At 56.1% G+C, this 12,462-nt stretch carries 18 protein-coding genes; 10 read left to right on the forward strand and 8 right to left on the reverse strand.

Features of this window, described 5'->3' with window-relative positions; translation table 11 throughout:
- The first annotated feature begins 18 nt into the window (after positions 1-18).
- From AC2FH8_RS04785 to AC2FH8_RS04800, 4 genes are all read left to right on the forward strand, one after another.
- Positions 19-321 carry a BufA1 family periplasmic bufferin-type metallophore gene (locus AC2FH8_RS04785; protein WP_142632987.1) on the forward strand — a complete coding sequence of 101 codons (303 nt, stop codon included), beginning with the start codon at positions 19-21 and terminating at the stop codon, positions 319-321.
- A gap of 74 nt (positions 322-395) precedes the next feature.
- Positions 396-1,253: an MNIO family bufferin maturase gene (gene bufB / locus AC2FH8_RS04790; protein ID WP_281971867.1), complete on the forward strand. Its 858-nt coding sequence runs from the start codon at positions 396-398 to the stop codon at positions 1,251-1,253.
- Complete coding sequence (locus AC2FH8_RS04795) at positions 1,250-2,011, forward strand: HvfC/BufC family peptide modification chaperone (protein ID WP_496688542.1); 762 nt, start codon at positions 1,250-1,252, stop codon at positions 2,009-2,011. The genes bufB and AC2FH8_RS04795 overlap by 4 nt, the downstream gene beginning before the upstream one ends.
- The gene (locus tag AC2FH8_RS04800; protein WP_281971865.1) at positions 2,008-2,526 is read left to right on the forward strand and encodes a DoxX family membrane protein; all 519 of its coding nucleotides are present in this window, start codon (positions 2,008-2,010) and stop codon (positions 2,524-2,526) included. Before AC2FH8_RS04795 ends, AC2FH8_RS04800 begins: the two co-directional genes overlap by 4 nt.
- 1 nt (position 2,527) lies before the next feature.
- On the opposite strand, the gene AC2FH8_RS04805 is transcribed toward AC2FH8_RS04800, so the two are convergent.
- Together AC2FH8_RS04805 and AC2FH8_RS04810 are read right to left on the reverse strand one after the other, a co-directional pair.
- Positions 2,528-2,896, reverse strand: coding sequence for a hypothetical protein (locus AC2FH8_RS04805; RefSeq protein ID WP_142632981.1), 369 nt, complete (start codon positions 2,894-2,896; stop codon positions 2,528-2,530).
- Positions 2,897-2,937: 41 nt separating this feature from the next.
- Complete coding sequence (locus AC2FH8_RS04810; RefSeq protein ID WP_281972388.1) at positions 2,938-3,255, reverse strand: ArsC/Spx/MgsR family protein; 318 nt, start codon at positions 3,253-3,255, stop codon at positions 2,938-2,940.
- Positions 3,256-3,471: 216 nt separating this feature from the next.
- Between AC2FH8_RS04810 and AC2FH8_RS04815 the strand changes: the two genes are divergently transcribed.
- Positions 3,472-3,678: a cold-shock protein gene (locus AC2FH8_RS04815; protein WP_142632979.1), complete on the forward strand. Its 207-nt coding sequence runs from the start codon at positions 3,472-3,474 to the stop codon at positions 3,676-3,678.
- Between the two features lie 435 nt (positions 3,679-4,113).
- Here AC2FH8_RS04815 and thyX read toward each other — a convergent pair whose 3' ends face one another.
- Positions 4,114-5,025 (reverse strand): FAD-dependent thymidylate synthase, encoded by a 912-nt coding sequence (gene thyX, locus AC2FH8_RS04820; protein WP_496688545.1) that lies wholly within the window; start codon positions 5,023-5,025, stop codon positions 4,114-4,116.
- A gap of 175 nt (positions 5,026-5,200) precedes the next feature.
- Here thyX and AC2FH8_RS04825 point away from each other — a divergent pair, with 175 nt between their 5' ends.
- The 3 genes from AC2FH8_RS04825 to AC2FH8_RS04835 are packed head-to-tail and all read left to right on the forward strand — an operon-like array spanning position 5,201 to position 7,055.
- Positions 5,201-5,629, forward strand: coding sequence for a VOC family protein (locus AC2FH8_RS04825; RefSeq protein ID WP_142632976.1), 429 nt, complete (start codon positions 5,201-5,203; stop codon positions 5,627-5,629).
- Entirely contained in the window at positions 5,626-6,330 is a 705-nt protein-coding gene (locus tag AC2FH8_RS04830; protein ID WP_271947892.1) for a DUF1194 domain-containing protein, read from the forward strand. Before AC2FH8_RS04825 ends, AC2FH8_RS04830 begins: the two co-directional genes overlap by 4 nt.
- The gene (locus AC2FH8_RS04835) at positions 6,327-7,055 is read left to right on the forward strand and encodes a DUF1194 domain-containing protein (RefSeq protein ID WP_496688547.1); all 729 of its coding nucleotides are present in this window, start codon (positions 6,327-6,329) and stop codon (positions 7,053-7,055) included. The genes AC2FH8_RS04830 and AC2FH8_RS04835 overlap by 4 nt, the downstream gene beginning before the upstream one ends.
- Here AC2FH8_RS04835 and AC2FH8_RS04840 read toward each other — a convergent pair.
- From AC2FH8_RS04840 to AC2FH8_RS04850, 3 genes are all read right to left on the reverse strand, one after another.
- Complete coding sequence (locus AC2FH8_RS04840; RefSeq protein WP_496688549.1) at positions 7,049-7,546, reverse strand: MarR family winged helix-turn-helix transcriptional regulator; 498 nt, start codon at positions 7,544-7,546, stop codon at positions 7,049-7,051. The genes AC2FH8_RS04835 and AC2FH8_RS04840 overlap by 7 nt on opposite strands.
- A gap of 77 nt (positions 7,547-7,623) precedes the next feature.
- Positions 7,624-7,848 (reverse strand): succinate dehydrogenase assembly factor 2, encoded by a 225-nt coding sequence (locus tag AC2FH8_RS04845; RefSeq protein ID WP_281971861.1) that lies wholly within the window; start codon positions 7,846-7,848, stop codon positions 7,624-7,626.
- 32 nt (positions 7,849-7,880) lie between these two features.
- Positions 7,881-8,270, reverse strand: a complete 390-nt coding sequence (locus AC2FH8_RS04850; RefSeq protein ID WP_142632968.1) for a helix-turn-helix domain-containing protein — start codon at positions 8,268-8,270, stop codon at positions 7,881-7,883.
- Between the two features lie 92 nt (positions 8,271-8,362).
- Between AC2FH8_RS04850 and AC2FH8_RS04855 the strand changes: the two genes are divergently transcribed.
- Together AC2FH8_RS04855 and AC2FH8_RS04860 are read left to right on the forward strand one after the other, a co-directional pair.
- Complete coding sequence (locus tag AC2FH8_RS04855; RefSeq protein WP_496688551.1) at positions 8,363-9,565, forward strand: pyridoxal phosphate-dependent aminotransferase; 1,203 nt, start codon at positions 8,363-8,365, stop codon at positions 9,563-9,565.
- Positions 9,566-9,576: 11 nt separating this feature from the next.
- Complete coding sequence (locus AC2FH8_RS04860; RefSeq protein ID WP_281971859.1) at positions 9,577-9,978, forward strand: hypothetical protein; 402 nt, start codon at positions 9,577-9,579, stop codon at positions 9,976-9,978.
- 7 nt (positions 9,979-9,985) lie between these two features.
- Here the strand turns inward: AC2FH8_RS04860 and AC2FH8_RS04865 are convergent, their stop codons facing one another.
- Both AC2FH8_RS04865 and ppk2 read right to left on the reverse strand, forming a co-directional pair.
- A complete protein-coding gene (locus AC2FH8_RS04865) occupies positions 9,986-11,350 on the reverse strand; it encodes an MATE family efflux transporter (protein WP_496677908.1) in 1,365 nt (454 codons plus the stop codon).
- A gap of 104 nt (positions 11,351-11,454) precedes the next feature.
- Positions 11,455-12,381 carry a polyphosphate kinase 2 gene (ppk2, locus tag AC2FH8_RS04870; RefSeq protein ID WP_142632960.1) on the reverse strand — a complete coding sequence of 309 codons (927 nt, stop codon included), beginning with the start codon at positions 12,379-12,381 and terminating at the stop codon, positions 11,455-11,457.
- Positions 12,382-12,462 lie beyond the last annotated feature (81 nt).

Consider the following 12,462-nt stretch of genomic DNA (forward strand, 5'->3'; position numbering starts at 1 on the left):
ATCAAAAGGATAACCGAGATGTCGAACACCGCTAAATCCCTTGTCATCGCTAGCGCCGTAGCCGCAGCCGTTTCAGGCATGGCCACAACTGCATCCGCACAAGCCAAAGAAAAGTGCTATGGCGTTTCTCTGGCCGGTCAGAACGATTGTGCCGCCGGTCCTGGCACCACGTGCGCGGGCACCTCGACTGTTGATTATCAGGGCAATGCCTGGACGCTGGTAGATGCCGGCACCTGCGCCGATATCGACCTGCCTCAGTCAGCTGACGGCGCTGCCCGCAAGGGATCGCTCGAGCCGCTGGAGCGCGACCTGCCGGCATAAGCCTGAGTTTTTGCCAAATCTGAGGGGCGGGCAAGTATCGCCCGCCTCTTTTTTCAAGACCGCGAGGTTACCAGATGCTGGACAGCACAATCCGATCGAACAGGCTGCCTGCGGCACCAGGCGTCGGCTATAAGCCTCAGCATTTCCAGCAGATTCTGGATCACCCGCAACCGGTCGCATGGCTGGAAATCCACGCCGAGAATTACATGGGCGATGGTGGCCGCCCGCTGGCACAGCTGCGGCACTTGTCGGAACACTTCCCGATTTCCGTCCACGGCGTTGGCCTGTCCATCGGCAGTGAAGGCCCGCTAGATACCGACCACCTGGCCCGTTTGAAACACCTCGTCGGCTGGCTCAACCCCGCCAGCTTTTCCGAACATCTGGCCTGGTCGACACATGACAGTCACTTCCTGAATGATCTGTTGCCCCTGCCCTATACCGACGCAACCCTTGCACGGATTTGCGATCATATCGACCAAGTTCAGAATGTCGTTGGGCGACAGATGCTACTTGAAAACCCGTCAAGCTATCTAGCATTTGATGAAAGCACGTGGTCCGAACCCGACTTCCTGCGCGAAATTTCGGGCCGCACCGGATGCGGGCTCTTGCTGGATGTGAATAACGTTTTCGTATCGGCGACAAATCTCGACTTCTCACCGCAGAGCTATATCGACGCCTATCCGCTGGACAAGGTTGGTGAGATCCACCTTGGCGGGCATGATGAGGATGAAGACGACCACGGGCTTCCCTTGCTGATCGATAGCCACGGGCGAGAAGTGGTTGATCCGGTTTGGGCTCTTCTGAATTATGTGCTTGAACAATCGGGACCAAAACCTGTTCTGGTGGAATGGGATACCGACGTCCCTGATTGGCCTGTCTTGCGTGCCGAAGCCGATCGCGCCCAAGCGGCACTGGACCGCATTCCAGCATGAGCGTGTCGCAAGAAGAGTTTCATCTGGCTTTGCTGGATCCAGCCATGTCGGTGCCTGAGGGCCTTGTAGACGCGTCGGATCAGCCGGCGGGACGGCGTTTCAGTGTTTATCGCAACAATGTTGCCGTTTCGCTGACCGAAGCCATGCATCAGGCCTTCCCGGTTATCGCCAAGTTGCTGGGTTCGCAAAACATGGACGGGTTGGCCGGGCTTTTTCTGCGCAGCCACCCACCAACCTCGCCGTTGATGATGTTCTATGGCGAAGCGTTTCCGGATTTCCTGGCCGGGATGGATCAGCTGTCGCATATCGGGTACCTGCCCGATGTGGCGCGACTGGAACTGGCCCTTCGCCGATCTTACCACGCGGAGGACAGCGTGCCAGCGCCGGACGACGCATTAGCCGTGCCACCCGAAGATCTTTTCCGGGCCCGATTGGAATTCGCACCTTCGATGCAGATCTTGCGCTCGGACTGGCCCATCTTTTCGATATGGCGGTTCAATACCGAAGACGGCGCACCGAAACCCCAAGCTGGTGCTGAAGATACCCTGATCACGCGCCGCGAATATGATCCTGTTCCTCAGGCCCTGCCGCAAGGCGGGGCGGGTTGGATCGCCGCTATGCAGGCCGGAAACACAATCGGACAGGCATTTGAAAACACTACCGAAACCACCCCGGATTTTGATCTTGGGGCCACTCTGGCGCTGCTGTTACAGGGCGGCGCTATCACTTCTGTGACTATTGAAAGGCTGGCAACATGACTGCCCTGATCTCTCTTCATAACAACGTCCTGGGACGGATCGACAGCTCGGCCAACTGGCTGACACCAACCCTGGCGCGTCTTGTCTTTGTTGCCGTGTTGCTTGTCTACTACTGGAACTCAGCCACCCTGAAAATCGACGGATCGATTTTCTCTCCGTCAGCGGGGGCGTTTGGGCAGATTTTCCCCAAAGCGGCAGAGGCCGTACTTTATGACGTAACCCAGATGACTTTTTTCCAACGCGTCGTAATCTTTCTGGGAACAGCCGCCGAATTTGTCCTGCCAGCCTTGTTGCTGATCGGCCTGCTGACCCGGGTGGCAGCCCTTGGGATGATTGGGTTTGTTTGGGTCCAGACCATTGTCGACGTGACCGGTCATGGCGTCAAACTGGGAGGCCTGTTCGACAACGCACTTACTTTGATGGATCAGCGCGTGATGTGGACTTTCCTGTTTCTGGTCATCGCGATAAACGGCGCAGGCCCGATCTCGATCGATCGCATCCTGCGCCTGAAGTAACTCAGAAATGTGCCTTGGGCTCGTCCGGTTTACCCGCGGCCAGCCCAAGGAGACCCGCCACGGCGGCAAAGGCGACCGGGAACATGGTGAACACATTGAACCCGAACGCATAATACATCCCAGCCGCAGAAATCAGCAGCAACACGCCACCAATCAGAGCGCGGGCATGTGCCATCGCCCCGCCCGCAATAGCCAATAAAGGCGCAAGGATCGCCGCGGTTCGGATCAACTGCGCATTGTCCACCTGCTCGGCAATCCCGTCGATTTCGCCAAACCTGTCGATCAACTCGACATATCCATAGCCAACAAACCCGACCAACATGCCGATCAGACCGGCAACTACCCCTAAAATCATCGCTGCGTTACGCATTTAGAACCCTCTAGCTTGCGACCAACCACATAAGTACCCACTCAGCCAACGCCAAGGGCTGCCTGCGTTTCAGCCGTCCAGCCCAGATAAAGTGCACCGTCTTTCTCAACAAGCGGTCGCTTCATTAAGGTTGGGTGTTCCTGCAAGAGTTCCAGCGGCTCTTTTTTGCGCTGCTCTGCATCCAACCCGCGCCACGTTGTCGACCTGGTATTGAGCAAAGCCTCGCCGAAACGTTTTAGGGCCTGCGCCAGTACCGCATCCGGCACACCTTGCGCGCGAACATCGATAAAATCCGAACCCTCAAGCAATTTCAAAGCCTTACGGCAAGTATCGCAAGTCTTCAATCCATATACGCGCATTTTCAGGCTGCTCCTGTTTCGATCTTGATAATGGGCAAATTCGCCAGTGTATTCCGGTATTTCTTGATTTTTTACTTCACCGTGCAATGTTGAAAAAGACGAAACACGTAATTCGGGCCGTGTCGTGTGGACGAGACGGTGATGTGTTGCGGTTACGTCAATCGCTACCCCCACCAATTTTGTGGGACAACGTGCAAGTAGAAGGAGACACGGGAAATGCCAACTGGCACCGTGAAATGGTTCAATACCACCAAAGGCTATGGGTTTATTGCCCCTGATGAAGGCGGCAAGGACGTATTTGTTCACATCTCGGCCGTTGAAAGATCTGGTCTTACCGGACTCGCTGACAATCAGAAGGTCGCTTACGAACTGGAAGACGGACGTGACGGCCGACAAATGGCTTCAGATTTGAAGCCACTGTAAAATCCCGTTACTGCGGGTACGAAAATCAGGACAACGGCCAATTTCAGGCCGTTGGCCATCGAAAGTGATGTGCCTATTCTCGCGCCCTGCTGCTTTCGGGGCGCGTGGTTCAATTTTTCCACATGGCACGATTCAGGACGTACTGGTCGCACAGGTGACCACTATCGTCCAGTTGCCGGATTATCTAGTCCACACTTCCATCAGTTGTTCAGGATCGCACATCCCGGCTCTTGCCCGGTCAGAGGTGAACTGGAGCGCAAGTTTTTGGTGCATGTAGCCGTGGGTTCGCAAATCACCATCGACGATGGGGGGACTCGGCCTGTGCCACGCGAGGCAGGAACAGGGTCAGACAACCGGTTTTGATCAAAACTGAAAGTGTCATGAAACGATCGCAACCATTTCATGACGCCCCGTATAGACAGACCGCAAGCGCACTCAACTTTCCTTGATGATCGCCTCGAACTCACGCCATTCCCGCCCGGTCATGCCCGAGTTTTCCTGCGTGACCGTCTCTCCGGCCAACATCCGACGCAGGCTGTCGACCATCTGCGCGGAAAGATTGACCGCACCCAGGCGGTAATCTTCAAACGCCTTATAGGCGGCCGGCACCCAATCAGCGACGATCTTGCACATGGCATCGGCGTAAACACGAATTTCGTATTGGGCATGAGGATCCGCGCGCAGACGCAGGAAGTGCAACAGGTTGTGCAGGTCAACCTTCCAGTACCATTGCGTGTAGATATTCGCCGGAAGGTTCATCCGCGCCAGTTCACGCGCAAGCCCTTGCTGCCCGTCCTGACCCATCATCGCCTCGTAATTGTCATAACAACGCGCGCTGTCAGCTTTCAAAATCTCAAGGACGCGCGCGGCTTCTTCGCCCTGCAACGTATCGCCGCGACCCTGATTGTTGATCTCGGACTGCGCGGACACGTGCTCGGGTGCCGGGATATAGAATTCACGGTCCAAAATCGAATAGCGCGCCGAATATTCATTCACATTCGCTGTCCGGTGCCGAATCCACTGTCGCGCGACAAAAACCGGTAACTTGACGTGCAACTTTATCTCGCACATCTCAAACGGGGTCGAGTGCCAGTGCCGCATCAGATAGCGGATCAACCCTTCGTCATTTTGCACTGATTTGGTGCCCTTGCCATAGGACACGCGTGCGGCCTGACAAATCGCAGCGTCATCACCCATATAGTCGATCACGCGCACAAAACCGTGGTCCAGAACCTGATGCGCCGTGTACAGGTGTTCCTCCATCCCCGCAGCTACAACACGGCGTGTTGGATGCGATTGCGCCCGTTGCGCTTCGATCTCGGCCAGTTGGTCAGAGGACAGCGGCATGAAATTTCCTTTCCAGCAATGAGTCGCCTGCCACTATATATCGCCAATCAAAAGACAGGAACCGCGATATGTGCGCCCACATTTGCATTTTCAGAATTGTGTCCGTGCGGCCTCTCGACACGTGATGTACGCGCGCTAAGGTGCAGGGCATCACCGGAACAGAAAGGAACCCGCAATGGGGCTCACTTACCTCCACACCATGGTTCGCGTGAAGGACCTGGACAAATCCATGGCGTTTTACAAGTTGCTGGGCCTTAAGGAAACGCGCCGCTATGACAGCGAACAGGGGCGGTTTTCCCTGATCTTCATGGCTCCTGCTGGGCAAGAGGATCGACCAATCGAGTTGACCTATAACTGGGATGGGGATGACGATCTGCCCAACGACAGCCGCCATTTCGGCCATCTCGCCTATGGAGTCGACAATATTTATGAAACCTGCCAGCACCTGCAGGACAATGGAGTCGTGATCAACCGGCCACCGCGCGACGGCCGAATGGCGTTTGTCAGGTCACCCGACAATATCTCGGTAGAGTTGCTACAAAACGGTGATGCGCTGGAACCGGCCGAACCCTGGGCCAGCATGGAAAGCACCGGGCACTGGTGATCCGCTGGTTGATCACACTGGGCCTAGCCTTTTTAGCCAGCCCTCTGCGGGCCGAGCCCTGTCGCCTTGCGCTTGCGCTGGCAATGGACATTTCAACATCGGTAAGCGCAGAAGAGGACGCGCTGCAAAGGCAGGGCCTTGCCGCAGCGTTGGTTGCCCCCGAGGTGACCGAGGCCTTCTTTTCCTCGCCGATGCCGGTCGCGCTGGCTGTTTATGAATGGAGCGGCCGGGACGTTCAGCATATCATACTGGGCTGGACGATGATCAACACGCAGACCGATTTGCTGGTGGCAGCGACCACGATACAGCAATCGGTCCGATCAGACAGCGACTCGGCCACGGCGATGGGGTATGCGCTGGCCTTTGGGGCGACGCTGATGCAGCAGGCCCCGACATGTCTTTTTCAAACCATTGATCTGTCAGGTGACGGTTCGAACAACGATGGATATGGCCCGGATTCCGCCTATCGGCATTTTCCCTTTGAGAATACGATTGTGAATGGCCTGGTCATTAATGCCGCCGACTTCGAAGGCGAGCTGTATCTGATTCCCTTTTTTGAAAACAATGTCCTGTACGGCCCCGGCGCGTTCCTGGAAATCGCCGACGGGTTCCAGGATTTCGAACGCGCCATGCGGCGCAAACTTGAACGCGAACTAAAAGGTATGCAGATCGGCGCATTGTCGGGCCCCGGCCAGCGATGATACGTGCGCTTGCAACGATAGTCAGCATATTGGCCACCTCTGCGGCATCAGAATGCCGCCATGCTTTGGCTTTGGGCCTGGATGTGTCGGGATCGGTCGACAGCTCGGAATACCGGTTACAGCTTGGCGGCTTGGCAGGTGCTTTGCGCAGGCCCGAGATTAAGCAACTCTTTCTTTCGAACACAGCAAACCCGGTACACATCGCGATTTATGAGTGGAGCGAACCCGGCCACCAACGCCTGTTATTGGGCTGGACCGCAGTACAATCGGACCTCGATCTGGAGCGCATAGCCACCCTGCTCGACCATGTGAAACGCAGCGGCGCTCCGCAAGGAACCGCCGTCGGGTCCGCCATGCTGTTCGGTGCCGAACTTTTGGGCCAGAAACCCGATTGCTGGAAGCGGACATTGGATCTGTCGGGGGACGGAAAGCACAATATCGGCCTGCATCCAAGAAATGCGAAACAGACGCTCTCTGACGACGGTATCACGATCAATGGACTGGTCATCGGTGCCGACGACCCTGACATCGGTAGCACCCGCTATGTTCAGGTCGGAGAGCTGCTGGCCTATTTCAAAGCATGGGTCATCCTTGGCCCCGGCGCCTTTGTTGAGGTTGCCCTGGGCTTTGACGATTACGAAGAAGCAATGACCCGTAAACTGATCCGCGAACTTGAAGGCCTGATCCTATCGGATGCGGGACAGAGGCCGACCAAGCATCAGTAGATATAGCGGATCTGATCCGTCCAATACCGTTCTACCCGCCGCAATGCTCCGGTAATGTCTTCGATCCCTTCCAGTCCAAGCACGCCGCGCGATTGTAGGCCTTCGGCATGTCTCGAAAACAGCTCGGAGACGATATCGCGGATTTCCCGGCCCTGTGGCGTCAACCGGACACGCACCGAACGGCGGTCTATTTCGCAACGTTGATGGTGCATATACCCCATCTCGACCAATTTCTTGAGGTTGTAGCTGACATTGCTGCCTTGATAGTAGCCGCGGCTTTTCAATTCACCAGCGGTAACCTCATGATCTCCGATATTGAACAAAAGCAACGCTTGAACCGCGTTGATCTCAAGAACTCCGACCCGTTCAAACTCATCTTTGATGACGTCCAACAACAAACGATGAAGCCGCTCGACCAGAGCAAGTGCCTCAAGATAGCTGGTCATGAAGCCTTTGACCCCCGGCGCGGAGACCTGCATTTCCAAACTCATACGATCCTCCGATTCATTCGCGCAGTTTCAGGCAGAATGAAGCGAAAAGCCGAAAAATCAGTTAAGCTGGATAATCTTTATTTTTGAAAGGTTTGTGCGATTTCGGAAACAAGGTCCGAGAATTGGGCAGGTGGCAGGACCTGACCGGTGACCCATTGATACAGGTCCTGATCATTCTCGTGCAACAGGGCGTCGTAAACATCCAGCCCTGTTGCATCCATGGAGTCCAGATTGCGGTCTGCATAGGCAGCCAGAATCAGATCCATCTCTTTGATGCCGCGTCGCATGGAACGCATTTTCATCCGTTTGATCCTGACATTGCGCGGTTCGACCACTATTCCGCCTCCAGCATCATGCGCACACGTTTCTCCAGTCTTGCAGCCCGCTCGGCGCTGGCGCGCATCTCGCCTCGGATTGAACGAAGCTCGGATACGATTCCGGCCAGGTCAGGTGCGTTTTCTCCAGCCTCGACAGGGGCGTCCATCCCGTCGCCCTCGCCGGTGAGAAGCCACATGATCGAAACGTTGATCATGCCTGCCATCATCGACAGTCGGTTGGCCCGGGGCTCAGACAGATCATTTTCCCAGGCGGCAATCGTAGACTTCTTGACACCCAGCCTGCGGGCCAGATGTGCCTGCGTCATCCCCGCTGCTTCACGCGCCCCTGCCAGCCGGTCTCCGAATGTCGCCGCGTCGGGTCCGTACCAGTCATTTTCGTCGTTCATCGGGGTCTCCAAATCTCTTGTTTTATATCGCTTGATCGTCGTTCAGGCGCACCCTATGACAGTCAGGCTAAACATACAAACTGAGGCCGACCATGAGTTTCCTGTCTGCGACACTGTCACGCGTAAAACCATCTCCAACAATCGCGATGACAGCCAAGGCGGCCGAATTAAAGGCAGCCGGACGAGACGTAATCGGCCTAAGCGCCGGGGAGCCAGATTTCGACACGCCCCAAAACATCAAGGATGCTGCGGTGGCGGCCATCGCTGCTGGAAAGACCAAATACACCGCGCCCGATGGCATACCAGAGCTGAAGCAGGCGGTTTGCGCCAAGATGAAACGTGATCATGGACTGGACTATTCGCCTGCTCAGATCTCGGTCGGAACCGGTGGCAAGCAGACGCTGTATAACGCGCTGATGGCCACCATGAACGCGGGCGATGAGGTGGTCATACCTGCACCTTATTGGGTTAGCTATCCCGATATGGTTCTTCTGGCCGGGGGAACGCCTGTGACAGTTGAAACGACCTTGGAGAACAGTTTCAAACTAACCGCTGAACAGCTTGAGGCAGCAATTACACCAAGGACCAAATGGTTCATCTTCAACTCTCCGTCCAACCCAACCGGTGCAGGGTATAGCCGTGCGGAATTGAGAGCTTTGACCGATGTCCTGATCAGGTACCCGCATGTTTGGGTAATGACGGATGATATGTACGAGCATCTGGCCTATGACGGGTTTGAGTTCTGCACACCGGCAGAAGTCGAGCCCAGGCTTTATGACCGCACCCTGACCTGCAATGGTGTATCCAAAGCCTATGCTATGACTGGCTGGCGGATTGGCTATGCAGCAGGGCCTGCCGAATTGATTGCGGCAATGCGCAAGGTTCAGTCTCAATCGACCTCGAACCCCTGCTCGATCAGCCAATGGGCGGCGGTAGAGGCGCTGAACGGTACACAGTCCTTTCTGGCCCCGAACAATGAAACGTTCAAACGCCGCCGTGATCTGGTCATCAGCATGCTGAACCAGATCGAAGGAGTGACCTGCCCAACTCCGGAAGGTGCGTTTTACGTCTACCCTTCCATTTCCGGGTTGATCGGAAAGACCACGCCTGCAGGCACTTTGATCGACACAGACGAAGCCTTCGCAACCGCGCTTTTGGAAGAGGCTGACGTTGCAGTCGTCTTCGGCGCTGCGTTTGGGTTGTCCCCCAACTTCCGCGTCAGCTATGCTACGTCAGATGAAGCGCTGACCGAAGCCTGCACGCGCATTCAGAGTTTTTGTGCTTCGCTGACCTGATCGGAGACCTTATGACTGCCGAATTGCCTGAGTACTATTTCCGCATACGCGAAAACGGTGCCGCGGTTTTCCGGATCGACACGGAAAACCGCCAACGTCGGATTGAAATGAACCAGATCGCGGTCATCAACATCCGCAATGGAGAGGTGAAGCCGCAGGGTCAGCGCGCTCTGACTGAGGCGGATCAGGCCGAAATCGAGCGCTGGATGGCAGAACGTAAAGATCTTCTGGCGCAGCGCGATATCGACGATATTCACCGCGCGGTGGACTATCTGAACCTAACCACACAGTGGGCCCAGTCCAAAGCGACTGACCAACAGCTCGAGGACGTTACGGACCGGCTACTACTGGCGATGCATGATCTGCGCAGCGTATTGGTTCGGAAGAAAGCCGACCGGCTGAACAATGGCTAATTTGCCTTCACGCTGCCGGTTCAGCGATTATACGCACTGATCGCAGCCAGAAGCGCGCCATCAACAGTACGGCGGCACAGGCAAGACCCAGCACAAGGCCCAACCAGACACCGACGCCCTCCATGCCGCGGATGAACCCAAAATAGTAGGACGCCGGAATTCCGACGACCCAATAGCTTAGCCCCGCCATGACCATTGGCACCTTGGCATCCTGCAATCCGCGCAATAGGCCCAGCGCGATCACCTGTGCACCGTCCACCAGCTGGAACAACGCAGCCATGGCCAGCAACCCGGTACCTATGGCCAGAATCTCGGGGCGTTTCGGATCCTGCGGTTCCACAAATACGGAAATCAGAGGCTCGGCGCAGGTCAGGAACAGGATGATTGTCAGGATAGACACCACAAGGGACATCCCTGTCACGGCGACGGCACCTTTTTCCAGATGCGCGCGGTCCTTGCGGCCAAGCGCATTGCCCGCCCGGATCGTGGCAGCGTTGGACAGGCCCAGATGCACCATGAATGTCGCCGAGGCGAGGTTCAGAGCGATCCCATGCGCCGCCAGCGGCACCTGACCGATCCAACCCATCATAAAGGCCGACATCGCGAACAGAGACACTTCGGCCAGCAGGGTCAGCCCGATGGGTATGCCTAGCTTCAGAACGCTCAGCAGCATCTCCCAGTCGGGCCGCCAAAACCTTTGGAACAGGCTATGCTCGGGCAGAACTTTTACAGCATAGATGATAACCGCAATTAACGACACGGTCTGCGTCACGACCGAAGCGATAGCGGCGCCCATCACGCCCAGTTCAGGCGCACCCCAGTTGCCAAAGATCAAAGCATAGTTGGTCAGACCGTTCACCACCGCAGCAGCAACGGTGATCCACAAAACAACCTGGGTTCGCTCCAACGCCGCAAGGTAGGACTTCAAGACCATTACCACCAGAGCGGGGAACAGACCCCAGCCTGCAACCCGCAGGTATTCCGATGCAGTTTCCGCCACCTGTGGATCCTGATCTGTGGCGATCAAGATCGGGTATGACCACCACAGCAATGGCATTACCACTGCTGCATATAGCAACGACAACCAGAGCCCCATGCGGGTCGAACGGCGAATGCTGGTTTCATCGTCTTCGGCAGCGGCTGTTGCCACCATTGGCATAACGGCCAGACCGAACCCGCCCCCGAACAGGAACAGGACAAAGTAAAAGCTGCTGGCCAACGTGACCGCCGCCAAAGCTTCGACCCCGTACCAGCCAAGCATGATCGTGTCCGTCAGACCGATTGCGAACTGCGCCAGATGCCCGCCAACCAATGGCAGACCCAAGACGGCAATGGCACGGAAATGGCCTTGATATGTCATCACCTTATTCATTCCACCAGCCATAGGCCCGGCGAAAGGCCGGGACAAGACCGGAACAGAGAAATTTCAGAGTGAGACATGGATCCGGGACAGGTGCCCTGCCCCGAACCTTAGGCCTAGCAGCGGGCGTCAGGATGCAGCGCGTTGCCCAGAATATGCTCGGATCGGTGGATCACATGATGCGCCTGACCCACGATCAAAGGATCGGGCTCGCCAACAATGCCGTGATCCTTGTCCGGGTAATCAAGTGTCGACAGAAAGTGGCGCATACAGTTCAGACGAGCGCGTTTTTTGTCATTCGATTTCACGATGGTCCAGGGTGCATCAGCGGTGTCTGTATAAAAGAACATCGCCTCTTTCGCCTCGGTATAGTCATCCCATTTGCCAAGGCTTGCCTTGTCGATCGGAGATAGTTTCCATTGCTTCAACGGATCGGTCTCACGGCTTTGAAACCGCCGCTGTTGTTCGGGTTGCGTGACCGAAAACCAGTATTTGTAAAGCTGAATTCCCGACCTCACCAACATCCGTTCAAGCTCTGGCGTCTGGCGCATAAACTCTAGGTACTCGTTCGGAGAACAAAACCCCATCACCCTCTCGACCCCGGCGCGGTTGTACCAAGAGCGGTCGTAGAACACCATTTCACCAACGGTGGGAAGCTCGTGCACATAGCGCTGATAGTACCATTGGCCCTTTTCTTCCCAGGTGGGTTTGTTAAGGGCGACCACGCGCGCCTGACGGGGGTTCAGGTGTTCCATAAACCGTTTGATTGTACCGCCTTTACCAGCCGCATCGCGCCCTTCAAACAGCAATACGAACCGTTGACCGGTTTCCTGCGCCCACAGCTGAACCTTAAGCAACTCAGCCTGCAGTTTGGCCTTCTCGGCCTCATAGACCCGCCGGGGCATCTTGCGATGATAGGGATATCTTCCGCTTTCGAATGCCTTGCGGATCTTTTCCGGGCTTGGCTCGGAAACAGCACCTGCAACAGGTGTTTCGTCATTCACGCGTGGTAGATTTTGCTCGGGTTGCGCAGCTGCATCCATACATATTCTCCTTTTTTTCACTGTTCGAAAAAACGGCTAGCAGAACCGAAGCTTTCGCGCTTTGATTGGGGTCAAACCAAA

Source organism: Ruegeria sp. CDSC025 (genome assembly GCF_059610805.1).